This window comes from Streptomyces endophytica, assembly GCF_026153355.1.
Lineage (GTDB): Bacteria > Actinomycetota > Actinomycetes > Streptomycetales > Streptomycetaceae > Streptomyces > Streptomyces endophytica.
The window spans coordinates 6,405,935-6,429,720 of the sequence record NZ_CP110636.1; the positions used below are offsets into that span (position 1 = coordinate 6,405,935).

The window sequence follows — 23,786 nt, forward strand, 5'->3', positions numbered from 1 at the left end:
GTGGTCAGGCAGCCCTTCGATACGCGGGCTGGGTCAGGGCATGCATCTGTGCGCGCATGCCGGTGGGCAGGTCGACCTTCGGCTGCCAGCCGAGTACGGACTGGGCGCGGCGAGGGTCAGCGCGGGTGGTCAGTACGTCTCCGTTGCGGACGTTGTCGCCGTGGATCTGGATCTCTCGGCCGGTGAGGTGGTTGGCAATGTTGATCACGTCGAGCAAGGAGGCATTGGCTCCGCCGCCGACATTGACGATGCCCGTGTCGATGGGGGCACCCGCAGCAGAGATGGTGGCGGCGACAGCGTCGTCGATGTACGTGAAGTCGCGGCGCTGGTGGCCGTCTCCGTACAGCCGCAGTGGCTCCCCGGTCATGGCGGCGTGGAGGGCGCGGTGGGTGAACATGTCGGGGCGCTGGCGAGGGCCGTAGACCGTGAAATACCGCAGCGCGATGACGCTGGTGGGGCAGTCGGCTCGGGAGGCGTGAGCAAGGCAGAGCTGTTCCTCGGCGAGCTTGGTGACCGCGTACGGGGAAGCCGGGCGGGGGTGATCACCTTCGACGCTGGGGCCGCCGCTGGTAGGCCCGTAGACGCTGGAGGAGGAGGCCACGACGAGCCGGGGGACGTGCATGCGGGTGGCGGCGTCCATGAGCCGCTGGGTGGCAAGGATGTTGGAGTTGACGTACTCACTGAACTGCGGTCCCCATGAGGGCCGTACACCAGGGATGCCTGCCAGATGGAAGATCACGTCTGCGTCGATGAGGAGCGGGTCGATCGCGCAGGTGAGGAGGTCCGCGGTGATGTGCATGTAGCCAGGGAGACCGTGCAGTGCGGCCATGTTGACAGCGGCCGTCTGATCTCTTGCGGGGTCGCGGCGATCGACGCCGATGACGGTGGTTCCTGTCTGGAGCAGGGCGTGGGCGAGGTGGGATCCGATGAAGCCGGCCGAGCCGGTCACCAGCGCGCGCCGAGGGCTCGATGCGGTTGCGGCGGAGTGGGTGTCTGACACGGAACTCTCCAGATGTGGGTTGGCGGGTAGGGAGGTCAGCTCAGTTGGGACAGGACGGTGCGGCCGTGAGCGCTCAGGAGGACGTCGCCCTGTTCGTGGCCGCGGACGATTGCGGTGACGGCTTCGATGGCACCGAACCGCTCCAGGAGCCGTCGTTCGGTGTCCGTGAGGCGACCGCCGTATCCGATGAAGAACACCTCGCGCAATCGAGGGGCCGCCTGCCAGTGGCGGAAAGCAAGTCGGGCGAAGTCCCGGATGCGGGCGTCGCGTCGCATGTGCTCGAAGTCGAAGGCCCAGAAGCCGTCTCCGATGCGCCAGTTCCTGGGCTGGTAGTCGAGGTGGCAGACGGCGCTGTCCATGCAGGTACCGGCCAGCTCGACCGCGACCTGCAGGAGGAGGTTTCGCTCGGTGCCCGATAGGAGGTCTGCGCGGTCGGCCCTGGCAACCCAGCTTCGGAGACGGACTGCCAGCTTGTCTCCCGCGTCGCCGGCGCTCCGACGGCACGTCGCCTGGTGAAGAGCTCGAAGTGCAGCTCCGGCATCGTGGTGCGCCCGCTCCTCCTCGTCCGAACCAGGCGGGAGTGCGTCACCGCTCTGACCGGGAACGGCGGTGAGCAGCAAGGTTTGCGTCGAGTCCTGCTGGCCCGCTAACTCAGGTGCGTGGTCTTGGAGATGGTGTCGCCACGTCAGGTATGCCTGTGTCTCTTGGACGTATCGGGCCTGGCTTCTGTGCTGCTTTGCGAAGTAGGTGTTGCCCCTGGTGTCGACGAGCTGCAGGAGGTGGGGCGGGAGCGTCGGGTCGGCGACGATGCTGACAGCTCCGACCGTCTGGCGCGCGAGTTGGACGCGCGGATCGTCGTGGGCGGTGCTCATGGCGTCGCTCCCGCTGCTAATGCGGCGAGGTGGGCGGTGTCGTTGTGTCGGTCGAGCATCCAGCGGCGCTGGCCGAGCCGGTTGTGGTGGTGCTGCCAGCGGGTGACGGAGGCGTGGGAGACGGTGAAGCCGGCTTCCGTCATCGGCCCGAGTCCGAGCAGGAGGGCGTGTGCGGCGAGGATCGTTTCGCCGTGGGCGGCGAACACGACTCGGCCCCCGTCGTGACGGGCGATGAGGTCCTGGAGAAACGCCTCGGCTCGCTGGAGGTAGCCGTTCCAGGTGTCGGATCCTGCGGCCCACGGTTGGTCTGGGTGGGCATGCGGTCCGCCGTTCGCTGCGGTCTTGACGTAGTCCCAGGACTTGCCGTCGGCCTCACCGTGGACGGGTCCATCGAGACCAGGTTCAACGACGGGCTCCAGGCCGAGGGCCTGCCCGAGGATCTGCCCGCTCTGCTGCAGGCGCAGTCGGGGGCCGGCGTAGAGCGCGGTGAAGGGCTGGGCGCGGTGCTCGGCAGCCAGCTGGACTGCGGCCCTCTGGACCTGGAGGTATCCGCGGCGCGTCAGCCCGGTGCAGGTTGCGGGTCCGCCGACGCGGCCGTCGACGTTGCAGCGAGCCTCGCCGTGGCGGACGAAGACGAGTTCTGTGGTGATCATGAGGTGCCTTGGATTTGTTGGCGCTGATGCAGCCAGCCGTAGTGGTAGCCGTGACGCCCGGCGTACGGCGCGGTCAGTACGGCGTGCAGTGCGAGGAAGTCGCCGAGGCGCTCTCGGCTCGTCGCCCCCAGCTGGGCGTCATGCCGGGCGGCGGCATGGTTGTAGCTGTTCAGAGCCGCTTCGATACCGGGTGGGTCGATCGGGCCGTGCGTCATGATCAGCGTCGTGATCAGCTTGGCCAGGTCGTATCCGAAGGGCGCGACGGTGACGTCGTCGGTGTCGACGCTGAAGATCGTGCCGTCCTCGGTAATCAGGAAGTTCCGCGGGTTGCTGTCCTTGTAGAAGGCGGCGGGCCCATCTGCGGAGCGCTCCAGCAGCGTCAGCATCGCGTGCAGAGCGGCGGTGTCGGGCAGAAAGCCCTTCTCCAACCGGTTGCGCAGCGCTACTTCCCGACAGGAACGGAAAGCCGGTAGAAGGCTGTCCTTCCGGGGTTCGTGCGGCATGTCCAGCTGTGCTGCGTGCAGGTCACTTGCCCACGCAGCACCGTGTGCATCGCCCAGGAGGGCAGCCAGGGACAGCAGGTCCTTCTTCTGCGCATGACGGCCGTCGATGTGCTCAAAAGTCAGGCTGGTCGGCCCGACCACAGTCAGCGCCGGCTGCCGTAGCGGCTTCGCATGGGTGGCGAGCCACCCGTAGTGGTGGGCAGCGGCAGCGGCCTTCGCCGGGGTCTCGTAGTGCTTGGTGAAGTGGAAGGGCGTCACGTCCGGCCTCCCGCCGACCGGGCCACGACATAGGTGATGTCCGAGGTAGCGGTGATCGGCTTGTCCGGGTGCCACTCATGGAGCGCGGCGGCCAGGGCGCCCGGGTTGCCGTACAGACCAGGTGCGAGGTCGTACTTGGGGTTGGTGGCGAGGTACTCGGCGGCGTGGTCGAGGCCGGAGAACTCGAAGCCGTGCTCCTCGTGCTCGACCGCCACCACGTCCAGGGCCAACTGGGCCAGCTCAGCGAGGTTGCCGCCGTGCGCGGTGGCGTAGAGGCTCTCGTGCCGCTCGGCACGCGGGTCGAGACCGGAGGCGGCGATGAGGGTGTCCATGTCGCTGTAGCTGTCGAGCGCCTTGGTTACCAGCACGGCGAGCCCACCGGGAGCCAGGGAGCGGGCGATTTCCGCGATGGCTCGCCCAGGGTCGGGTGAGTGGTAGAGGCAGAATGCCGCAACAGCCAGCTCACAAGAATCATCGGGCAGAGGTAGATGGTGAAAGTCCCCTTGGAGGAACGCCACTTGCGTTCCGGAGCGGTGGCTGACGCGGCTTCGAGCGACGGCTACCAGGGCGGGAGAAGCGTCGATACCCACGAGCCGCTGCGGCTTCAGCTGCTGGGCCAGGACTTGGCTGCTGCTTCCGCGACCGCATCCGATGTCCGCTACCAAGCCGATACGGCGATCGGACCTGGCTCGGTGCGCTTGGGCGAGCTGGACGATGGTCTCGGGGACGGGACGGCCTGCGGTCTTGGCCCGCATCAGCGCGCTGGAGCGGCTGGCCAGCCGGGCGGCGTGGCCGTACAGCTCGCCCTGCCGGTCAGGGTCAAGAAACGGGTTGGTGATCACGACCCGCACCCCCGCTCGGGGCGCGGCGCCCTCAGGTGTGCTGGGCGGCGACCTGCTGCAGCCAGCGTCGGGTGTGCCGACGGCTGGTGAGGAACACCACATCGGCATGCCCAGCGGCGAACTCTTCGATCTTGGCCATGACCCGCGGTCGCATCTTGCGCCGGTACGTCGCGACGTACTTGATCACGCCCCAGGTGATGCGGTTGTGCACCCCGTTGCCCTTGTGTCCGGCGCCGTGCCGGATCTGCCGGGAGAAGATCCCCCACAGTGCGGCCGGCGTCGAGACGTCCATCAGCACCACGGTGTCGCAGGCTTCGAGACGGATCTGCAGCGTGGAGTTGTAGTTGCCGTCGATGATCCACGTCGGCTGCGCGACCAGATCGCGCTGCACCTCGGCAAACTTCTCCATGGGCAGGGCGTTCCACTCGTCGTCGTAGAACGCGGCATCCAGATGCGTCACTGGAGCGTCCAGGATCCTGGCCAGCTTGCGGGCAAGATCCGACTTGCCGCTGCCTCCACAGCCGACGATGGCTACCTTCTTCATGGTGCTCCAGCCTAGAGGTGCTCGGGTGCCCGGACGGCTCGGCCGCCGGAACACATACGGATGACCGGGGCCTGCCGGCCCATGCAAGGCGGTCCATCATGCGGCCCCCTGCCTTGGCGAGGCGGCGGTGGTGATCACGTCCAGCACGGTCTCCAGCGCGTCAACCTGGTGGCTGAGCCGGAACAGCTCCAGTCGGCCGATGCACTCCGAGATCAGTTCGGCGTGCTGGTGGCTGCCCGCGATCTTCTGAAGGCCGGCGATCCGCTGGATCACTTGGTCGCCGGTCCTGACCACCAGGTCCTCGGGCACAAACCGCTCGACGTGCCGGATGCCGGCCGGCGCCAGCGGCAGGCAACCGGCCAGGACAGCCTCGAAGATCCGCTGCGTCATCTGTCCGACCGCGGCGTACCGCTCGGGCAGGAGCAGGACCGTGGCCAAGGTGGTGCTGTAGAGCCGGGAGACGGCGCCGAAGGGGATTCGGCCGAGGAAGGTGATGTGGGGCCAGCGCGCGGTGCGGGTCCATTTGCCGCCCACCTGGTGGTCGAAGCGGGCGGCGGCCGGAGCGAAGAAACGGTCGAACTCGTCGTCGCGGTCGTACTGGTTGCCGACATAACCGAGCGGCGTCTTCCGGTCCTTACTGGCCAGGGCGATGGAGTCGGCACCGTCCAGGAGCGCGTCATCGACGGGGAAGAGGAGGCGGTGGGCACCGGGGGTGGGCGTGAGGGCGGCCTCGCATACCTCGACGTTCCGGTTCCGCCGCCAGATGTTGTCCTCGCGCAGTTGCCGGTCCTTGTCCCAGATCACGGTGGGGGTACGGCGGCGAACGGTGTAGTGCTGGAGCAGCTCCGCTTGTCGGTGGAGATCACAGGTATGTCCTTGGGTGCCGCAAGCAGTGGTGTTGCGTCCTTCGATGGGCCAGCGCCATTCGAGAAAGAGCACGTCGATGTCCGGGAGGCCAGCGTCGAAGGCGTACGCGCCGCCGAGGTCGTCCCCGGCTTCGAGGTGATCGCGGTCAGCCTGGAGAAACACGATGTCGTGGCCGCGTCCGAGGAGCGCGTCGATCAAGGGTCGGCGGTGGCTGCGGCCTCCGTCGGGGGTGTCGGTGACTCCGTTTCCGAGGAAGCCCCAGAAGCTGTATCCGATCTTCATTTGGTGATCCACCGCCCTTCAAGCAGCAGGGCGTCGAGCCCGGAATTCGCGAGGCAGTCCAGTGCCATCTCCGGGGTGCCGCAGATGGGCTTTCCCTTGACGTTGAGCGAGGTGTTGATCAGGACCGGGACTCCCGTACGGCGGGCAAACGCCTCCAGGACCTGGTGCATGAACGGGTTCTGTGGCGCGGTGACGGTCTGGAGACGGGCGGATCCGTTGGCGTGGACGATCGCAGGGATCCGCTCGCGGGCAGCGTCGGTCACCTGGGAGGCCATGGACATGTACGGGGCGTCCTGGCCGAGAGTGAAGAACTCGCGGGCGCGGACGGCGGTGACCATGGGGGCGAACGGGCGGAAGGGCTCGCGGAACTTCACCGTTGCGTTCAGGCGCTCGACCACCCCGGCTTCGAGGGGCGAGGCGAGGATCGAACGGTTCCCCAAGGCACGGGGGCCGGCCTCGACGCGGCCCTGGAACAGCCCCACGATCATCCCGTGGGCCAGCTGGTCGGCGAGAAACTCCGCGGCGTCCGTGCCGAGGGGCTTCTGCTTCAGTCCGGGCCACGGCGTGAGGTCCAGCTCCGGCTCCGGAAAGGACGGGCCGAGGTAGCAGGTACGGGCGATCCGGGACAGGGGCCGTCGGCTGCCGCTGTCGGTGTGCACGGCGACAGCGGCGCCGATCGCCGTGCCTGCGTCGCCGGGAGCCGGCGGGACGAAGACCTCGTCGAAGATGCCGGCGTCGATGATCCGTCCGATGCTGACGCAGTTGGTGGCCACGCCACCACCGACGCACAGCCTGCGCGAGCCACTCACCAAGCGGGCTCGGCGCGCGAGGTGGATCATGATCTGCTCGGTGCGCTCCTGGAGGGCGGCAGCCAGATCCTGGTGGATCTCCTGGACCGGCTCGTCCGGATCCCGGGGCGAGCAGGTCTCGGCGACGAACCGAGGGGCAGTGCGTGGATAGCCGGAGGTGAGCACGCGGGGCGGGAAGTACGCCGGGTCCAGAGCGAAGCCGGTGGCTGTGGTGCGGACTGCGCGGGTGAAGACGTGCCGGAATCGGGCGGGGTCGCCGAGTGCTGCGAGGGCCATGACGGTGCCCTCTTCGTCGCCGCGCCGCCAGCCGAGATGCTCGGTGACCGCCCCGTACACATAGCCCAGCGAAGCCGGGTCCGTGAGCGCCTCCAACATGCGCACCCGCGGACGCGCGCTCTGGTGAGCGTGGGCGATAGTGGTGGTCTGCCGCTCGCCGAGGCTGTCGACAACGAGAACAGCCGCCTCATCCCAGCCCGACACGGTGAACGCGGCCAGTTGATGCGCGCGGTGGTGCAGTACGGGGGTGACGCGGGCGTCAGGGAAGTCCTGAGCGAGGAGCCGTAGGCGACGCCGGGTACGCACGGCGACCTTGGCGAACCCTGCGGCACGCGGTAGGGCTCGTGAGCGGGTCGTGCCCGACAGAGCCATCCGCAGGGCAGCAGGAGTCTCCGCGAGATAGCGGATGGGTTGGAAGTTGTACGCGACGGCATCGACGTCACCGGGCGTGATGCCCGCCTCCCCCAGCAGCCACCCGATGGCCTGACGCGGGTACTCACGGGTGTGTTTCTGCTGGGACAAGCGCTCCTCTTCGACGAAGCCCACCAGCTCGCCGTCGATGAGTAGGGCTGCGGCGGAGTCGTGGGTGAAGGAGCACACACCCAGAACGACGGACGGAACCTGGTCCACGGCGGTGGTCACCTCGTCCCCACCGGTGCGGAGGACGGCGTGCCGCCAACGCGACGATTCAGCTCGCCGTACCAGCCGGTCAGGGCCTCGCCGAGCGGCCCCTCGATGGTGTCAGCGATACGCCATGCCTGCTCGCGCTCTTCGCCCTTCCACAGCCGGTAGCTGCGCATCGTCTCAGCCATGGCATCCCAGGCCGGGTGCCCCGTCTCGCCACCGGCTTCAACCTGGTCGAGGAGTTTCTCGAACCCCTCCCATCCCGTAGACAGTTCAGGCATCACCGGACTCACTGCCGCATCGGTCAAAGCGTCGGCCTTCTCGATGTCGCGCTCGTAGATGTGGAGGGAGTCGACGTGGTGGTGGTACTCCCCCAGGTCGACGTCCAGCCAGCCGGCGACAAGCTCGTGGAGCGTGGTGAAGAAGAACAGGTCGTACGGCATGCCGATCCACACGTCCTGGCCACGCATCGTGGTCGACATGTGCAGTCGTCCGCCACGCAGGTGGAAGCGGAAGCCGAGTGTGCAGGGGACGTCTTTGTGGCCAGCGGTATCGCGAGCAGGGTCGTAGAGCTGAATGGTTGCCCGCCGGGAGTCGGGGTCGTCCTTGAGGATCTCCACGACGCGGTGGAGCTGGTCGACCTCCCCACCCCAGTTCCGCATCCTGGGCCCATACGCGCCGCGGAGGATGCCGTCGTCGGCGTACTGCCGCAGCCGCGCGTTGTAGTCGAAGATCCACGGGGCGTCGGAGCCGGAAAGGTGCCAGACGGTCTCGGCCACCGCGAAGGCGGGGTTCACAATGCGGGCGGGCGGCGCGTACAGGAGGCGTGCCCGGGGCTGGATCAGGCGCATGGAGAGGTCAAGGACCTCACGAGTGGCCATCCCGCGCGGACTGATCTTCTCCCCGCTCTTGGCCAAGGTAACGGCCCCAGTGAAGAGTTCGGCGACGGTGTCGGCGGTCAGGTTCGTCATCGGATGGTGGCTCCCTCTCCCCGGGGCGGGCCGGACTCGGCGTCGGCGGGGTGGCGTTCGATTGGGTCGGTGTGCGAGATGCCGGCCGCGGCCTGGCGGATGATGAGCTGGGCGATGTCGGCAGCGCTGTGGCCTCGCCAGCGGCACACCGCATCGCGTGCTTCTCGCGGTACTCGGGCGCTTCCCCGGCTCACGAGGTCGAGCGCATCCGCGACATCGGCAGCGGTTCGGCACCGATACGCGACGGCGTGCCCTGCGAGACCGAGCGTGCGGTCACCGGGGCGGTCCAATTCGAGGACGGGCACGTCGAGGAGTACGGCTTCGATGCCGCATGTGGAGGACACGCTCACCACGGCGTCCGCCCCCGCCAGGCAGCCGCGCGCTCCGACGCGCGGGTCGGCCACAGCCACAGGTGGTTTTCGATTCCCTCGCAGCAGGCAGTCGAAGACGTGGCCACCTTGGGCTGGGTGCGGGGCAATGACGAGCCCCCAGTGCCCCTGGGCCGCCTTCAGACCGTCGAGGATGATGTCCGCCTGAGCTTGGAGGCGCTCAGGGCCGAAGGGCTGGCAGGCCCACACCGCGATCCGCACCGGACCGCGCTCGCTGTCGGCGCCGAGCAGCTTCTGGAGATAGCGACGCTGTGCTTCGCGACCGAGGCCGGCGAGCGCATCGAAGCGCGGCTGCCCCAGTACGTGGATCTCCGCCTTGGGGTGCCGAACCCATGACCTCGCCGGGGCAACGTCGCGGTCACCCATCACAACGATGTGACGGCTGTGGAGGGCCGGCCAGGCGACCGACTCCGATAGCCACGCCCCGTGCTGGACGTTCACGGTGGTGGCACCATGCCGCTCCGCGGTATGGGCGGCGAGCGCTCCGAGCGGGCTGGTGTCGTTGCTCAGCAGCACGGTGTGCGGGCGTACCGCGTCGAGCAGCTCCTGGAGCCACTCCTCCACTCGCACTACGGCTCGCCAGGACGGCTGGGTACACCCGCCGCCGCTCCCTTCCAGCAGGGCGGCAGCGAGGCGTTCCAGCCGATCCAACCGAACGGTATGAGCAACGACGTGGACCACACCATCGGTTCCAGCGGGTGCTTCGACATCCCGACGCAATCCGGGCACCGTGCCGGAAGCGGTCAGGGCTTCGGAGGGCCCTGGGTGCAGGGTGATGGAACTGTGCGCGGGGGTGGGACAGAGCTCCACGGGGTCCGTGGCGATATCGATCAGCACGCTCGATCGGCCTTGACTGGCAAGTTTCTCCAGTACCGGCAGCAGGGTCTGCGCGTGACGGGATGACCAGGAAAGCGCCACCACCTCAGACGCGGGCGCGACGGAAGGTGTCGGAGTGCCTGCGAGACGGCTGTCGGGACGAACAGTTGTGAGCTTTCGCAGCCGGGCGGAGCGCTCCGGGTTGTACGGCGCCGGCGCACCAAGGGCATACGCGACGCCCGACCAGGTGACGGTATAGGCGCGGTACTCGCGGGAACTGCTGTCCCGCAGCCCAAGCAGCCCTTCATACGGGGCCACGGTCACGGGCCCGGGGGCCGCGGCGAACTCGGGCCACGCGCTCAGCGCCAGGAGTTTCCGCACCAGCTGCGTGATCAGACGCCGTACGGGAACGTACTGCACGTACAACCACGAGGCGCCACCCGGCGTCTCGGCGCGCCGCGAGCTGTACGCCTCCAAGGCGGACATGACGTCGTCGACGTGCCGAGCCACCTCTGTTCGATCGACCGGCAAAGCCTCAAGTTCCAGTGTGGTGATGCAGGCAGCCGTCATGTGCCGAAGGGACGCTTCCCCAACGAGCGCCCAGACGGTCTGCTCCCCCACCGAAGTCCGGACGAGGCCCAGAGCGCTTCGCTTCGCAATGCTCACAACAGGCTCCCTGCGACAAAGGGGCCCGACTCGCAGCTCGTGTCGAGTACCCGGAGAAGGTCCTGCGGGTCACGCGCGATCTCAGGTGTCGGGCTGCCGGGCTCGCCGTAGCCCCAGGCTGCGTGCACATACGGCACCCCGGCTCGCCGGGCGCACTCGCGGTCAACGGCCATATCTCCCACGAACATCGCGGATGCGGGATCAGTGGCGAGATCAACAAGCGCGAGCATCAGGGGATCCGGCGCCGGCTTGCCCCGCCCGGGGCCGCTGGGGTACGTACCGCTGCGAAGGGACACCCGAGCCGAGCCAGCAGTGGAGCGGCGCGGTCCAACGGTTTGGACGTGACGACTCCGAGCAGCCAGTCGGCGGCAGCGAATGCGTGGAGCACTTCCTCCACACCTTGGAACGGTCTGGCCAGCTCGCAGCCTCGCCGGGATGCCTCCGCATACGTCTCGTGGAGACGATCAGCCTCCGTGAGGCCGAGGATTTCCATGATGTTGTCGAAGGGGCGGCCGAGGTGCTGCTCGTACGCCTCGAACGGCACGTCGATGCCGTGGCGTTCGCGTACCTCTCGCCATGCTTGTCGCATAACCGGCCGCGTATCGAGCAGGACTCCGTCGAGGTCGAGGACGAGCGCACGCCTGAGCCTGGACGCCGCCATCAGGCTCGCGCTCCTTCATCGGCATTGAAGAATTGCCAGCTCCAGGCGAGGCTGACTCCGTGCACGGCGTCGGAGGCACCCATCTTGTCCAGCAACTGCCGGTTGTGCTTCTTGGCGGTGTGGTGCGACATGAGCTGCGCTTTCGCGACTTCCCTTGCACCCGCCCCCTGGGCGAGCAGCCTGAGCGTGGTCTTCTCGGCATCGGAGACCTCCGGCCGCACGGCCTCCGCACCCTTGGGCCGGGCTGCATGACCTGCTCGACACGCCATGTCGGCGAGCACCGGGCGGCGGCTCATGCCCAGCTTGGTCCGGATACTGCGCAGGTAGCCCTTGATGGTGTCCTCGGCCAAGCCGATGCGCGCCGCGATCTCGCTGTTCCCCAGGCCATCAGCTACAAGGCCCAGGACCTCGGTTTCCCTCGGTGTCAGGAGGGACAGCAGGGCAGGCGGTGAATGTACGGGCATGACAAACAGCTCCAGGATCTGATCGGACGCGTGGAGTGGTAAGGACGGGTTGCGGTCAGACGGCCGGCGGCGTCGACGGCCAGCGCAGGAAGGCAAGGACCCGCTTGCCGGTGCCGTCCGGATTGAGGCGCGAGGTCCAGGCGTCCGCCTCGGCGGCTACGAGGCACAGACCCCGGCCATCGAGCGCACTGATCGGCCCCCTACGCGGAACGGGGAGCTGGCAGGAGTTGTCCTCCAGCTCGATCCCCACGACGGCGTTCTGGTAGGAGAGCGTCAGGGCGATCTCCTCCAACAGGCCCTCGGACTTGGTCCTGCCGTGGCGGCATGCATTCGTGACGAGTTCGCTGACGATGAGCAGTACGCGATCGGCGAGTGCGTCCAGGCCCCACTCGGCGAGCTTCGTCCGGGTGAACACCCGGGCCCGATGGGGAGCCAAATCGTCGGAGGCCAATGTGACCCTCGAATGCAGCTCGGCGTTCGCGATAACAGCTTCTATTGCCAGGGCGCTGTTCATGCCTTCCCCCGCAGGCCATCCACCGGAGTTCCTCGAGGGGACGGCGGCAGCTGCCAGGCCGGAAACGCAGCTCCGGCCGATCATTGGGCCGCCTCCATCAGCATCGGCCACAGAGCGGCAGCCCGATCTGCGAAGGGGCGAGCCTGGGCGAAGGGGTGCTGCTGACGCATGGCCGCCTTCAGCGAATCCATGCCAAGCAAGTGCCGGGCATCAACAACCGCCGATTCCCGGCAGAGAATGTGGAACACGATCTGGTGGTTCGCCGTCATGGACATACCTCCCAAGGTCCCTGCCACGCCGGGGACAATTCGTCTCGGCAACGGCTTACGGATCACGCTGCCACCGGGCTTGGGAGATCGCATATCTGATGAGCGATAAGCGAGTTGGGCTGCAATATGGCAACCGCAATGCCAGCATGAGCATCATGCGTCCACGTCAGTCGGCCGAGGTGGGAGGGGCAATGAGCGGGAAGCGTCGTTGCCTGAAATGCGGGTGCCGCCTCAGCCGCTACAACCCGGACGACCGGGAACTGTGTGGTGCATGCGCACGCGGCGCCCCGACCTCAACGGAGCCCGAACCACCCTCCATCCCTGAGCGTGTCTGGTCGGATCCTGGGATCCAAGCCGCCCTCCGGGTCATGGACTTCGGGAAGATGAGCCGTCTTCTGCGGCAGCACGCTGGGTTACGGCAAGACGACCTCGCTCGCCTCACCGGCCTCAGTCAGGGCTACCTCTCCCAGCTCGAATCCGGAGCCCGGCGTCTCACACGTCTCGACAAGACCCAAACGTTCCTGGACGCATTGGATGTGCCGGCCGAACTCCGCCCGCTCGCTCCCGGCAGCGCGCCTGAGCGCGAGGCACTGGAGCCCGAGCGTGAGGAAGCTGATCACTTGCGCTCGCTCGCCACAGGAGCAGCGCAGTCCTCCAGCGCGTTCGCCGCATTCATGTCGTCCAGCAACGTCAGTACAGACGAGCTTGAGCAGTTCGGATTCGCTCTCGCCCGCATCGCCACCGATTACGTCCACGCCCCGCTGCTCCCGTTGTTCACCGAGCTCGTCGCGGTACGGGACGAGCTCTTCGACCGCCTGCAGGGCCGCCAGCGCCCCCAGCAGAGCCGCGATCTCTTCATGCTCGCCGGCACGGCGTGCTTACTGCTCGCGCACGCCTCACAGAACCTCGGCGAGCAAGCCTCCGCGATGACGCAGATCCGTACCGCGCGTCTGTGCGCCGAGCAGGCGGATCACACCGGGCTGCGGGCGTGGACCGCGGGCACGGCCGCGCTGATCACCGAATGGTCACCACAGAACCGGATGGCCCTGAAGCTGACGGAACACGCGGCCCAGCTCGCACCGGCCGGCGAGGCCCGTATCCGTATCGCCGCTATCGAGGCTCGCGTGGCGGCCAGAATTGGCGATCACGAGTTGGCCCTGGCCGCGCTCGACCGCATGGGGCAGGCCAGGGAGGAAACTCCGCTCCACGACGAAGTCGAGCAGTTCGGTGGCCTGCTGACCTTCCCCCTCGCGAAACAGGATTACTACCTCGGCGGCACATACACACTGCTCGGGAAGCACGAGGAGGCCCACCGGCATGCCACCGCCGCCATCACCGCGTACCGCAGCGGCCCGAGAGAGGAGCGCTCGTACGGCGACGAGGCCCTGGCCCATATCGACCTGATCACTGCCGCCATCCTCCAGGGAGATCCCGCCGGGGCGACAACCGCCCTCCAACATGTCCTGGACCTGCCCCCGCAGATGCGCATCCGCCAGCTCGGCAGCGCCATGGATCGCCTCGGCAGCCTCATGCGCCGAACCGACCTCAAGGGCAACCGGACCATCGGGCAGCTGGCGGACCTCATTCAGGGCTACCGAGTCATCGACGGCACGGCCGCGCTACGGTCGGAACGATGACCACGACATCTCTTACGCCCCAGGGCGCCGCGCGACGGGCCTGCGCGATCTGGGGGCTTTCGGCGCGCGGCATCTCGCCCCTGCGCGCCCACGCCACCTCGGTCTTTCTCCTGCCTCACGCCGAAGCCGTCATCCGGGTCAGTCGGGACGAACAGCGCACCTCGATTCAACGAGCCATCGACCTCACCCGCTGGCTGGCCAGCCAGGGACTTGAGGTCACCGAGCCACTCGCCGTATCGCAGCCCTTGGACATTCGCAGATACGTGATCACCCTGTGGCGGCACTACCCGCAGCCCGATGGACCGCCCCCCGGCCCGGAACACCTTGGCCGTCTGCTCAGCCGCCTGCACCGGCTCCCCGAGCCCCCCATCGAGCTGCCCGCCTATCGCCCCCATCTGGCTCTGCGTCCTGTCGTCGAGTCCAGCACTGCCCTTTCACCCAGCGATCGCGAATGGATACTCGGCCGCTCTGACGAACTTCTGGACGCCTACGCGCATCTCGACTTCCCCCTCGGTCAGGGATTGGTCCACGGTGACGCCTACCCGGGCAACACTCTCTGGGACGGTTCCGCCGCCAGGCTCGGCGACTGGGACGAAGCAGCGATCGGGCCCCGAGAGACTGACCTCGCCAACACCTTCCAGGGCGTCCGCTTCGGCCGCACGCCCGCCCAACTGCGCGCCTTCTCGGACGCATACGGCTACGACCTCGCGGACTGGCAAGGGCTCTCGGTGCTCACCGAGCTGCGAGACCTCCACACACTCGGCTCATTCATCCGCCGCGCCGACCAGGGCGACCGTGAGGCAGCTGTCCAGCTCGCCTTCCGACTGGACACTCTGAAAAGCGGCGACCGCACGAAGAGCTGGGCCATCCACTGACCACGCCCGACCCGGGCGGGGGGCTTCACTCACCCTTCTAGGCCCCCAGCCTGCGGCAACGATTCATTTCACGGCGGTCCCAGCGGGCATCTGACCAGGACCGCCGTTCATCGCCCGCAGTCAGGCCACCCGGGGCGCGGCGCGTAGGCCCGCACCCGCGGGGATGGTTACACCATCCTGCGACGTGGGTTCCGCGCTGCCAGCCCGCCAGGTACGAGTCTGGGGCCTCCTCGGTGGCCAGGTAGGTCACCTTGGCCAGGCCCTCCGCACACCAGTCGACCTGGCGCGTGGCCAAACCGTCGCTTTTCAGGACGCCGAAAACATGGTCCTCGGTCGCGTCCATGAGGCGCCGCTGGCGAGCCGCGAGCGGGGCACTGTTCTGCGTCGCCTGTCGCCAGATTCTGCGTTTCCCGGAACTCCCGCAGGTCGGTGGGCCGTCCAGGCTGGGAGAGTTGGCGCACCCACTCCGGACGAATGCGACACACGTCCGCCACGATCTCCTCGCACTCAACGTCCGCTGCGGTGAGCAGCCATATACCAGTGTCGCGAGGTCATCGCATCAATAATGCGGCAGCAGGCAGCTGATGGGCCCCGAGGACCCGCGCAGTGGTCAGGGCTATCCCGGTCACTGAGCTCCGGTTCCTCTATTATCGGCGAGGCAGGACCACTCCATACGTGGCCACAAGCGGCGTGGGCACAGGCGTCAGCAGAGACCACCACGGCTCTGACGTCTGGCCATCGGCGGTGAGGCCATAGCGCAGCAGGTGCTCCCAGTTAGGGTCCCATCGCTTACGGAGTTGCGCGAGGTGGTTCAACGCCTCTACATATCCCGCATCGGCAGCAGCGCGGTGAAGGCGGTAGGCGTCCCCCAACCTTCCTCTCGTGGCGCGTGCTTGAGCGAGCTCGGAGAAGACCTCCACATGGCCAGCATGGGCCGCTCTGCAGGCGAACTCTTCCGCCGCTTCACGGTCGCCCGCCTCCTCTTTCAGACGGGCCAACTCCCCCAGTGCCTGTGTCTTCCCCAGTTCGGCCGCAAGGCAGTACAGACGCTCCGCGTCCTGTGACTTTCCGGCCTCCTCCCGCATTTGGGCCAGTTGCGCGAGTAGCCGACCGCCTCCCGCCGAGGCCAGACGCTCGGCCCCTTCACTGTCACCGTTCTTCTCTCTCCGCAGAACGAATTCGTTGAGCGCGAGGCTGTCGCCGGCTCGCGCCGCACGCAGCACGAGTCGTTCGGCACCGCTTTTGTCGTCGCCTTCTTCACGCAAACGGGCCAGCAGTACGAGGGCTCCTGTGTTGGCTGCGCGCTGAGCAGTGTCCGCCAACCGCTCGGCGGCGCGGCGGTCCCGGGCATTCTCACGCAGCCACACCAGCTCAAGCAGGGCGAAGGTGCTTCCCGCATCCGCGGCGCTGCAGGCCATGCGTTCAGCTTCTTCACAGGCTCCTGCCTCCTCTCGCAGCAGAGCCAGGTGAGCCAGCGCATCAGTGCTGCCCTGGTCAGCCGCGGTACGGTACAGCCGCAGCGCCGTCTCGATGTCTCCGGCTTTGTCTCGCAGGCGGGCCAATTCAGTCAGGGCGAGAGTGCTGCCCCTACTCGCTGCCGTACGAAGGAGTCTTTCCGCCCCGTCACTGTCTCCCGCCTTCTTCTTCAGACGAGCCAGCTCCAGCAAGGCGAACTTGCTGCCCGAATCGGCCGCGAGGTCCAGAACGCGTTCCGCGCTCCTCATGTCGCCGGCCTGCTGTCTCATCCAGGCAAGCCTGACCGCCGGGCGGACGTTGCCATGCTCAACGGCCGCCCGCGCCAGGCGCTCGGCAGCATCACAGTCGCCAGACCTCTCCCGTATCCATACCAACAGGGACAGGGCGTAGGGACTGCCTGTTCGTTCGAGAGCCGAGAAGGCGAGTGCCTCTGCTCCTGCTCGGTCACCCGAGTCTTCGCTCGTCCGGGCCAGCCCGGCGAACGTTCTGATCTCCCCTATAGCGGCGGCCTTCCGCATCAGGTCCTCTGCGCCCTGCTCGTTACCGGCCTCTTGCCGTAGCCGGGCCAGTCGGGTCAGGACGGTGGTGTCTCCCTGGCTGGCAGCCACGTGGGCCAGTTCCTCAGCTCCGTTCAGCTCCCCTGTGATCTCCCGAAGCCGGACAAGCTCCCATCGCACCAGGCCATCAGCCTTCCAAGCAGCCTCATACAGCCTCTTCGCCTTCGCGGCGTTTCCCGCACCTTCGAGGAGCCGGGCCAAGGCGGGCCGTACATGGGTGTTACCGCCGTCGAAAGCCTTCTGGTAAAGAGCCGCAGCAGCACGCAGGCGCCCTCGCGCCTCTGCCGCACGTGCCAGCGATGCACAGTCCTCGTGGCCGTGGCAGTGCCAGGCTGCAGCTTCCCAGAAGGAGGCTGGTGGGCACATCAGCCGGCGTTCAACGCGACCCTGCTGTTCGAGATAGTCGGCGAGCCGGTACACCGGCCCGTCGACGTCATTGCTCCTGCGCGGAATCCTCGTCAACGGCCCCGGGACGCCGTTGCACGGTGTGCCACAGAATGCCAATGCCTCGTCCACCCAGTCGTCCCCGGACCAGGCGAGTTCACGTTCGTTGAGGTAGCCCTCAGCGGCCGTCGCGAGGAGCGCACGGGATAGTGCGGGGCCGTGCCCGAGTCGCCGATAGTCCATGGCTGCATGGATGAGCGCCATCGCACCCGGTGGCGCACAACGGTATCGGGTCATGAGCTTCGGCACGCCGGCGAGAAACTGCGTGATCTCCCCGTCCGCGGCCCCGTCCAGAGCACTGGCCAGTCGTGGGTCGCCGTCCGCCTTCTGGCGCGCCTGACGCATGTCGCTCTCGGTGAACGCCTTCGGTACCAGGATGTATTGGCCGATACCCGTCAAGAGCTTGCGCTGCTGTTCGAACCGGTCGTCAGCACCCGTGGCGGAGGGAGCTGTGAGAGGGTCCCAGAACCGCGGCCAAATGGTGGCGAGGACCAGCAGAGGACCCCGATGTCGGTCGAAGAGAGCCGTGCGCAGCCCTGCGGCGATACGCTCCCCGGTCTTCTCGTCCGGTGCAAGGAGGTAGTGCTGGGCTTCGTTGAGCCAGATCACGGTCCGTGGGCCAACCTCGGCGAGGTGGACGAGCGCGGCGTCGGGGCGCGTCGGATCGTAGGGGTGCCACACGCGCCATCCGTCGGGGAGTCGGCGCAACGCCTCCCAGCAAGCCCGGGTCTTCCCCGTCGATGACTCCCCAACCAACGTAACCAGGAGGCTTTCACCGCAGGACGCCCGATCCACGAGTTCGCTCAGCGCTCGGTCGTGATCCCGTTCAACGTATAGCGGCAACGTAGGCAGTGACTCCCGCCCGGGGACGGTGATGGCCTGGTGTACCTCAAGGGCAAACGGATCGAGATCTCTCACTGGGGTCCCCAGAGGCTGTGCAAGCTGGGCGGCGGCCCACATGCCCTTGACCCGGCTCTCCACCGCGCTTGCGTCCTTGCCCGCTGTGCGGGCCAGGAGCACGGCAACAGAGACAACGTCTTCCTGTCCCGCCAGCAGTTCCCGTGAGCCGATGATGCGGTGCACCGTGGCCTTTGAGGGACTGCCACGGAACGTGTCATCTTTCTCAATCTCAGCCGCTACGTGCTGCACCGGCGGTGTTCCCGCTTCCACGTAGAGCTGGTACACGTAGTCCTTCAAGTCACGCAGCGCCGCTGGGGTCACGCCCAGGGGCTGCGGAATGCGCCGCTGGCTTCCCTGCCGCGAACTACTCCTGTGACTGGTCATCGAGACATCCTTGCGTGTCGCAGCCGAAGCCACACACAAAGTGACGGAATGCATGAGGATTGCAAGGGGTTCGCCGTATACCAGCGACGGGTAAGCACCGTTTTCGGGCCAGGGTGTCTCACCAGCCGTCTGCCGCAGGCAAGATCCGAGGCAGAGCAAGCTGGGACGACAGGGGCCCACGGCAGCGCACCGAGAGCGGTCACGCCGCACAGTCGGGTGAGCGTCGGGGCATGCGCTGTGGCATTTCGAGATCGTGCACTCAAGACAGCAGCATCCTCAACGCCTCGCTGGTGACCGCTCCGGCGATGGCGGAGACAAGGCTGCCCACGATGATTCCCATCAGGCTCAGCCACTCACGACGGCTCATCGGCCGTCTGGCCATGACAACTCTCCCCTCTGCGTATGTCCGACCGGTAAATGGCCGGCTCCCCTGTCACCTTCCCCGAAGACATCGCGCCCTGGATGAGTTGAGACGAGTCGACACAGGCCGAAGCAACTGGGGCTGTCTGGGCTGATCGCCATGGCGGGCTGGATCGCTGGTGAGAACGAGCAGTTCGAGGGGATCACAGATGCGCGGAAGGCGTCTCGCCTCGGCCCGCCAGCAGGCCGAGGCAACGTGGCAACGTCTCGGTCTGCGAGGCGGGCGCCGTCGGGGTCATGGGGGACATCAGGGCACGCTGCAGCGCTCCCTTCACTTCGGTAAGCAGCAGCCCCGAGAACGCCGCGCGCGCCAGGATGTTCTTCGGTCAGGTCACCTTGACCGACGAGTCGGCCTATACGTCGCTCTCAGTGCCGCAGAGCAGGGATGACACTCGACCCGTACCCGTCGATAAGCTCCTCCCGGGCGTCATGCATGGCGTACACCGCGAACTGGTCGACGCCCAATGCCTGCAACGTCCTCAGCTTGTCGAGGTGTTGTTCTTCGGTGCCGATGACGCAGAAGCGGTCGATGATCTCGTCGGGTACGAAGGCAGTATCAGGATTGCCGGCGCGACCGTGATGGGCGTAGTCGTAGCCCTCTCGTTCCTTGATGTAAGCGGTGAGGGCCTCGGGGACGGCGTCGGAGTGCTCGCCGTATTTGGCGACGAGGTCCGCGACGTGGTTGCCGACCATGCCGCCGAACCAGCGGCACTGCTCACGCGCGTGCGCAAGCGCGGCGGGCGAGGTGTCATCGGTGAGGTAAGCAGGTGCGGCTACACAAATCGTCACCGAGGACGGGTCGCGGCCGGCGGCAGCCGCCGCATCCCGTACGGCCTTCACCATCCACTCCGTCAGATACGGGTCGGCCAGCTGGAGGATGAAGCCGTCGGCTTGCCGGCCGGCCAGGGCCAGCGCCTTCGGGCCGTACGCCGCCATCCATACGGGAAGACGCCCGTCGCGTACCCAGGGGATCCGCAGGGCCCGCCCGTCCACCTCGGCCTCGCGGCCCTCCGCCAGATCACGGATGACGTGGATGGCCTCGCCGACCGTGGCCAGCGTGTTCGGCTTCCGTCCGGCAACCCGCATCGCCGAGTCGCCCCGGCCAATGCCGCACACAGTGCGGTTGCCGAACATGTCGTTGAGCGTCGCGAAGGTCGACGCGGTCACCTCCCACGTGCGCGTCCCGGGTTCGTCACCATCGGCCCGACCGTCAAGGCCGTCGTGTGCTCCAGAATTTGGCTGTAGATGACGAAGGGCTCCTGCCAGAGCACTGCCGAGTCGAAGGTCCAGCCGTAGCGAAAGCCGTTTCTCTCCGCGCGTCGCATCAGGTCGACGACCGTCGACGCGGGTGGGTCCGTCTGCAGAACCAGTCCGAAATCCACGGTGGCCTCCTAGTTCAGGTACTGGCAGGTGGCGCGCGGCATGTACTGGCCATGGCCGGCACGCCCAACGAACTCCCGCTGGTCGATGACGAGTTCGCCCCGTGACAGGACCGTTTCCACTCGCCCCGTGACGCGCTTGCCCTCATACGCCGAGTAGTCGACGTTCATGTGGTGCGTCGCCGACGACATGACCTGCTCGGCGGTCGGGTCGTAGATGACCACGTCCCCGTCCGCGCCCGGCGCGATCGTGCCCTTCTTGCCGTACAGCCCGAACATGCGGGCCGGGCTGGCGCACGCGATCTCGATCCAGCGGCGGCGGCTGATGTTCCCGTCCACGACCGCCTGGTGGAGCAGATCCATACGGTTCTCCACTCCGGGCAGACCGTTGGGGATCTTGGAGAAGTCGTCGCGCCCCAGCTCCTTTTGGCCCGCGAAACAGAACGGGCAGTGGTCGGTGGAGACCACTTGGAGGTCGTTGGTGCGCAGGGCTCGCCACAGAGCGGCCTGGTGCTCACGTGGCCGCAAAGGCGTGCTACACACGTACTTCGCACCCTCGAAGTCGGGCTCGGCCAGGTTGTCGGTGGACAGGTACAGGTACTGCGGGCAGGTCTCCCCGAAGACCGGCAGCCCCATATCCCTGGCCGCCGTCAGCTCCGCGACAGCCTCCTGAGCCGCCACATGCACCACATACAGCGGGGAACCCGCTACCCGGGCGAGCTGGATCGTTCGGTGCGTCGCCTCCGCCTCCAGCAACGCCCTGCGCACCTCACCGTGGTACCGCGGCTCCGTCTCGCCCCGCTCCAGTGCCTGGCGCACCAGCACGTCGATCGCGATGCCGTTCTCCGCGTGCATCATGATCAGTCCACCGTTGTCCGCGGCCTGCTGCATCGCCCGCAGAATCTGCCCGTCGTCGCTGTAGAAAACTCCCGGGTACGCGGTGAAGAGCTTGAACGAGCTCACTCCTTCACCTACGAGCCCGTCCATCTCCCTCAACGTTGATTCGTTCACGTCGGAGAGAATCATGTGGAAGCCGTAGTCGATCGCGCACTGGGCATCGGCCTTCGCGTGCCAGACATCCAGCCCCTGCCGCAGTGACTGGCCGACCGACTGGATCGCGAAGTCGATGATCGTGGTGGTGCCGCCCCACGCGGCCGCCCGCGTCCCCGATTCGAACGTATCGGAAGCGGTCGTGCCGCCGAACGGCATCTGCATGTGCGTGTGGGCGTCGACCCCACCCGGAATGACGTACTTGCCGGAAGCATCGATGACCCGCTCGGCGGTCCACTCCTGCGTTCCGGTGGAAGCCACGGCCACGATGCGAGTGTCTTCGATCAAGACATCCGCGTGGATCTCTTCGGCGGACGTGATGACGAGGCCACCGGTGATCAGAGTGCGGGTCATCTTTCGCGCCTCCCTGCGCTCACCGGGCACTTCCGTGATCCCGGTGCGGTCGTCGAGTCGAACCTGGCCCTACGCGCCCGGAGCTGGCGGCGCAGTAGGGGCAGTAGGGGTGAGGGAGCCGGTCGTGATACCCCGGTCTCGTAGGTGCGAGTCGGTGTCTGCACGCCTCACCGCCGTATCAGCCGCGCCCGCCGGCCGCTCCCCCGACACCTCCCGCGTCACCGGACGGGCTGAGTCGGTCGTCAGAACATCGCCGGTCACCTTGGCCAACGTGATTCTTGAAGGAGGTCACGCCCTCGGCCACCAGGAGGTCCATCTCCTTGAGGGTGTGCTCGTTGACGTCCGAGAGGATCATGTGGAACGCGTAGTCGATGGCGCACTGGGCATCGGACTTGGCGTGCCAGGTGTCCAGACCGGCGCGGAGCGAGGCGCCGCGGGACTGGACGGCGAAGTCGACGATGGTGGTGGTGCCGCCCCAGGCCGCCGCGCGGGTGCCGGTCTCGAAGGTGTCGGAGGAGGCCGTCCCGCCGAACGGGAAGTCCAGATGGGTGTGGGCGTCGACACCGCCCGGGATGACGTACTTGCCGGTGGCGTCGAGCGTGCGGTCGACGGCCGTCCAGCTGTCGGCGGTCGAACTGCCGTGGGCGGCGAGGGCGGCGATCCGCCCGTCCTCCACCAGGACATCGGCGTGGATCTCATCGGCGGCGGTGATCACCAGTCCGCCCCGGACGACCGTACGGCTCACCATGTCAGCTCCCTGCCCGTCTACCCGTGCCTGCCTGACGCCATGTCATGACCGGTCTACACCCGTAGATTCCGCTCGAGAAGGAGACACCGTAGAAGCATGTCACCATCCGTGGCAATACCGTGACGCTCGATCAGCGCGCCGGGCGCGTGTTGCGCGGGCGATCAGCCGGTCGGTTCACCACGGGCCGCGGCGGTCCCGGAGGGGTGCGGGAGTGGCGCGATGGGCAGGTATCCGCCGACTGCGGCGGGCAATCCTCGCGAGCGGCACGACCTCATGGCGGACGACACAGAGAGGGCGGCAGGTCATGGAGCAGCGCACACCGTGGGAGTTCTCCGACGACCGGGGGCGCCTGGTGGTGGCCGGACAGCGGCCGGAACGGCTCGTCACGTACATACAGGCCGGAGCGACCCTGTGGGACCACGGCATACGCCCGGTGGGCCTGTTCGGGTCGCAGCACGACGGCGCCGCCCCCGACCCCGCCAAGGGCGGCGAGCTGCCGCTGGCGGAGATCCCCTACCTGGGCGCGGGCGCCGCGCTGCACCCCGACGCCCTGCTGGAGGCCGAGCCGGACCTCGTGGTGGCGGTGACGTACGACGGCGAGCAGCTCTACGGCCTGGAGCAGAAGACCGCGCTGGAGCTGGAGGCGCACGTACCGGTCGCCACCGTCGCGGTGGGCCCGGGCCGGAGCCTGGCCGAGGTCCGCGAACGGTTCGCGGCGCTGGCCGGCTCCCTCGGCCGCGGCGAACCACTGGGCCTGGCACGGGAGTTGGACACCGCGGAGGACGCCCTGCGGCAGGCGGCCGGCGCCCCCTCCCGGCCGCGGGTCCTGGCCCTGTCGCCCGCCGGCCCCGAACGGGTGCATCTGGCCCGCCCCAGCTCCTGGCCGGACCTGCGGGCACTCGCCGAGCACGGCGTGAACCTGGTCGAACCGCCGGCCGGCGCCGGCATCAACTGGTCCACGGTCGGCTGGGCGGAGGCGGCCGGGCTGACCCCCGACATCCTCCTCATCGACGTCCGGGCAAACGCCGCTCGCGCGGAGGCGCTGCGCGTCGATGCGCATTGGCGCGCGCTGGAGGCGCGCGTACGGCTCCTCCCGTGGAACCCGGAGGCGCCGTGCAGCCGCCGGGCGCACAGCCGGTTCTTCTCCCACGTGGCGGCCGCGCTACGGGCCGTTTGATTCCCACGTACCCGTCTCTCCCGCCGCGGGTCGTCTCGTCGTTGCGCTTTGCGGCGCCCCGCACGTACCTGTCTGCGGCGCCGCGGGTCTTGCTCGCCGTTGCGC

The 23,786-nt window shown here is 67.8% G+C and carries 21 protein-coding genes and 2 pseudogenes; 3 read left to right on the forward strand and 20 right to left on the reverse strand.

Features of this window, described 5'->3' with window-relative positions:
• Positions 1-4 precede the first annotated feature (4 nt).
• The 15 genes from OJ254_RS28575 to OJ254_RS28645 form a co-directional block, all read right to left on the reverse strand.
• A complete protein-coding gene (locus tag OJ254_RS28575; protein ID WP_265364688.1) occupies positions 5-1,000 on the reverse strand; it encodes an NAD-dependent epimerase/dehydratase family protein in 996 nt (331 codons plus the stop codon).
• Positions 1,001-1,035: 35 nt separating this feature from the next.
• Entirely contained in the window at positions 1,036-1,872 is an 837-nt protein-coding gene (locus OJ254_RS28580) for a phosphotransferase (protein ID WP_265364689.1), read from the reverse strand.
• Complete coding sequence (locus OJ254_RS28585; RefSeq protein WP_265364690.1) at positions 1,869-2,525, reverse strand: histidine phosphatase family protein; 657 nt, start codon at positions 2,523-2,525, stop codon at positions 1,869-1,871. Before OJ254_RS28585 ends, OJ254_RS28580 begins: the two co-directional genes overlap by 4 nt.
• Positions 2,522-3,286: a phosphotransferase gene (locus tag OJ254_RS28590; protein ID WP_265364691.1), complete on the reverse strand. Its 765-nt coding sequence runs from the start codon at positions 3,284-3,286 to the stop codon at positions 2,522-2,524. Before OJ254_RS28590 ends, OJ254_RS28585 begins: the two co-directional genes overlap by 4 nt.
• Complete coding sequence (locus OJ254_RS28595) at positions 3,283-4,236, reverse strand: class I SAM-dependent methyltransferase (RefSeq protein WP_341483746.1); 954 nt, start codon at positions 4,234-4,236, stop codon at positions 3,283-3,285. The genes OJ254_RS28590 and OJ254_RS28595 overlap by 4 nt, the downstream gene beginning before the upstream one ends.
• Complete coding sequence (locus tag OJ254_RS28600; protein ID WP_265364692.1) at positions 4,160-4,672, reverse strand: P-loop NTPase family protein; 513 nt, start codon at positions 4,670-4,672, stop codon at positions 4,160-4,162. The genes OJ254_RS28595 and OJ254_RS28600 overlap by 77 nt, the downstream gene beginning before the upstream one ends.
• A 96-nt stretch (positions 4,673-4,768) precedes the next feature.
• Positions 4,769-5,821, reverse strand: a complete 1,053-nt coding sequence (locus OJ254_RS28605; protein WP_265364693.1) for a glycosyltransferase family protein — start codon at positions 5,819-5,821, stop codon at positions 4,769-4,771.
• Entirely contained in the window at positions 5,818-7,548 is a 1,731-nt protein-coding gene (locus OJ254_RS28610) for a carbamoyltransferase family protein (RefSeq protein ID WP_265364694.1), read from the reverse strand. The genes OJ254_RS28605 and OJ254_RS28610 overlap by 4 nt, the downstream gene beginning before the upstream one ends.
• Positions 7,545-8,501, reverse strand: a complete 957-nt coding sequence (locus OJ254_RS28615; protein WP_265364695.1) for a thymidylate synthase — start codon at positions 8,499-8,501, stop codon at positions 7,545-7,547. The genes OJ254_RS28610 and OJ254_RS28615 overlap by 4 nt, the downstream gene beginning before the upstream one ends.
• Positions 8,498-10,372, reverse strand: coding sequence for a hypothetical protein (locus tag OJ254_RS28620; RefSeq protein WP_265364696.1), 1,875 nt, complete (start codon positions 10,370-10,372; stop codon positions 8,498-8,500). Before OJ254_RS28620 ends, OJ254_RS28615 begins: the two co-directional genes overlap by 4 nt.
• Complete coding sequence (locus tag OJ254_RS28625; protein WP_265364697.1) at positions 10,369-10,602, reverse strand: HAD family hydrolase; 234 nt, start codon at positions 10,600-10,602, stop codon at positions 10,369-10,371. The genes OJ254_RS28620 and OJ254_RS28625 overlap by 4 nt, the downstream gene beginning before the upstream one ends.
• Positions 10,602-11,033, reverse strand: coding sequence for an HAD family hydrolase (locus OJ254_RS28630; RefSeq protein ID WP_265364698.1), 432 nt, complete (start codon positions 11,031-11,033; stop codon positions 10,602-10,604). The genes OJ254_RS28625 and OJ254_RS28630 overlap by 1 nt, the downstream gene beginning before the upstream one ends.
• A complete protein-coding gene (locus OJ254_RS28635; RefSeq protein ID WP_265364699.1) occupies positions 11,033-11,497 on the reverse strand; it encodes a helix-turn-helix domain-containing protein in 465 nt (154 codons plus the stop codon). The genes OJ254_RS28630 and OJ254_RS28635 overlap by 1 nt, the downstream gene beginning before the upstream one ends.
• A gap of 55 nt (positions 11,498-11,552) precedes the next feature.
• Positions 11,553-11,912, reverse strand: a complete 360-nt coding sequence (locus OJ254_RS28640) for an ATP-binding protein (protein WP_265364700.1) — start codon at positions 11,910-11,912, stop codon at positions 11,553-11,555.
• Positions 11,913-12,091: 179 nt separating this feature from the next.
• Positions 12,092-12,280 (reverse strand): hypothetical protein, encoded by a 189-nt coding sequence (locus OJ254_RS28645; protein WP_265364701.1) that lies wholly within the window; start codon positions 12,278-12,280, stop codon positions 12,092-12,094.
• A gap of 368 nt (positions 12,281-12,648) precedes the next feature.
• On the opposite strand from OJ254_RS28645, the gene OJ254_RS28650 reads away from it, so the two are divergent.
• On the forward strand, positions 12,649-13,917 hold the full coding sequence (locus OJ254_RS28650; RefSeq protein ID WP_265364702.1) for a helix-turn-helix domain-containing protein: 1,269 nt from the start codon (positions 12,649-12,651) through the stop codon (positions 13,915-13,917).
• The gene (locus OJ254_RS28655; RefSeq protein ID WP_265364703.1) at positions 13,914-14,792 is read left to right on the forward strand and encodes a phosphotransferase family protein; all 879 of its coding nucleotides are present in this window, start codon (positions 13,914-13,916) and stop codon (positions 14,790-14,792) included. The genes OJ254_RS28650 and OJ254_RS28655 overlap by 4 nt, the downstream gene beginning before the upstream one ends.
• Positions 14,793-15,439: 647 nt before the next feature.
• Here OJ254_RS28655 and OJ254_RS28660 read toward each other — a convergent pair.
• The 5 genes and pseudogenes from OJ254_RS28660 to OJ254_RS28680 form a co-directional block, all read right to left on the reverse strand.
• Positions 15,440-18,553 (reverse strand): tetratricopeptide repeat protein, encoded by a 3,114-nt coding sequence (locus tag OJ254_RS28660; RefSeq protein ID WP_265364704.1) that lies wholly within the window; start codon positions 18,551-18,553, stop codon positions 15,440-15,442.
• A gap of 259 nt (positions 18,554-18,812) precedes the next feature.
• Positions 18,813-18,935 (reverse strand): hypothetical protein, encoded by a 123-nt coding sequence (locus OJ254_RS28665; RefSeq protein WP_265364705.1) that lies wholly within the window; start codon positions 18,933-18,935, stop codon positions 18,813-18,815.
• A 404-nt stretch (positions 18,936-19,339) separates the two neighbouring features.
• Positions 19,340-20,355: pseudogene (locus tag OJ254_RS28670) on the reverse strand (TIGR03842 family LLM class F420-dependent oxidoreductase).
• A gap of 9 nt (positions 20,356-20,364) precedes the next feature.
• Complete coding sequence (gene hydA / locus OJ254_RS28675) at positions 20,365-21,756, reverse strand: dihydropyrimidinase (protein ID WP_265364706.1); 1,392 nt, start codon at positions 21,754-21,756, stop codon at positions 20,365-20,367.
• Between the two features lie 238 nt (positions 21,757-21,994).
• A pseudogene (locus tag OJ254_RS28680) lies at positions 21,995-22,504 on the reverse strand (amidohydrolase family protein); the annotation flags it as partial.
• A gap of 304 nt (positions 22,505-22,808) precedes the next feature.
• On the opposite strand from OJ254_RS28680, the gene OJ254_RS28685 reads away from it, so the two are divergent.
• Positions 22,809-23,681, forward strand: coding sequence for a substrate-binding domain-containing protein (locus OJ254_RS28685; RefSeq protein WP_265364707.1), 873 nt, complete (start codon positions 22,809-22,811; stop codon positions 23,679-23,681).
• Positions 23,682-23,786: the final 105 nt, after the last annotated feature.

Coding starts and splice junctions, on each gene's coding strand:
- OJ254_RS28580 (WP_265364689.1), bottom strand. CDS start 1,872: ATGAGCACCGCCCACGACGATCCGCGCGTCCAACTCGCGCGCCAGACG.
- OJ254_RS28585 (WP_265364690.1), bottom strand. CDS start 2,525: ATGATCACCACAGAACTCGTCTTCGTCCGCCACGGCGAGGCTCGCTGC.
- OJ254_RS28595 (WP_341483746.1), bottom strand. CDS start 4,236: ATGCCGATGTGGTGTTCCTCACCAGCCGTCGGCACACCCGACGCTGGC.
- OJ254_RS28600 (WP_265364692.1), bottom strand. CDS start 4,672: ATGAAGAAGGTAGCCATCGTCGGCTGTGGAGGCAGCGGCAAGTCGGAT.
- OJ254_RS28605 (WP_265364693.1), bottom strand. CDS start 5,821: ATGAAGATCGGATACAGCTTCTGGGGCTTCCTCGGAAACGGAGTCACC.
- OJ254_RS28615 (WP_265364695.1), bottom strand. CDS start 8,501: ATGACGAACCTGACCGCCGACACCGTCGCCGAACTCTTCACTGGGGCC.
- OJ254_RS28625 (WP_265364697.1), bottom strand. CDS start 10,602: ATGCTCGCGCTTGTTGATCTCGCCACTGATCCCGCATCCGCGATGTTC.
- OJ254_RS28630 (WP_265364698.1), bottom strand. CDS start 11,033: ATGGCGGCGTCCAGGCTCAGGCGTGCGCTCGTCCTCGACCTCGACGGA.
- OJ254_RS28635 (WP_265364699.1), bottom strand. CDS start 11,497: ATGCCCGTACATTCACCGCCTGCCCTGCTGTCCCTCCTGACACCGAGG.
- OJ254_RS28645 (WP_265364701.1), bottom strand. CDS start 12,280: ATGACGGCGAACCACCAGATCGTGTTCCACATTCTCTGCCGGGAATCG.
- OJ254_RS28650 (WP_265364702.1), top strand. CDS start 12,649: ATGGACTTCGGGAAGATGAGCCGTCTTCTGCGGCAGCACGCTGGGTTA.
- OJ254_RS28655 (WP_265364703.1), top strand. CDS start 13,914: ATGACCACGACATCTCTTACGCCCCAGGGCGCCGCGCGACGGGCCTGC.
- OJ254_RS28660 (WP_265364704.1), bottom strand. CDS start 18,553: ATGACCAGTCACAGGAGTAGTTCGCGGCAGGGAAGCCAGCGGCGCATT.
- OJ254_RS28665 (WP_265364705.1), bottom strand. CDS start 18,935: ATGGCCAGACGGCCGATGAGCCGTCGTGAGTGGCTGAGCCTGATGGGA.
- hydA (WP_265364706.1), bottom strand. CDS start 21,756: ATGACCCGCACTCTGATCACCGGTGGCCTCGTCATCACGTCCGCCGAA.
- OJ254_RS28685 (WP_265364707.1), top strand. CDS start 22,809: ATGGAGCAGCGCACACCGTGGGAGTTCTCCGACGACCGGGGGCGCCTG.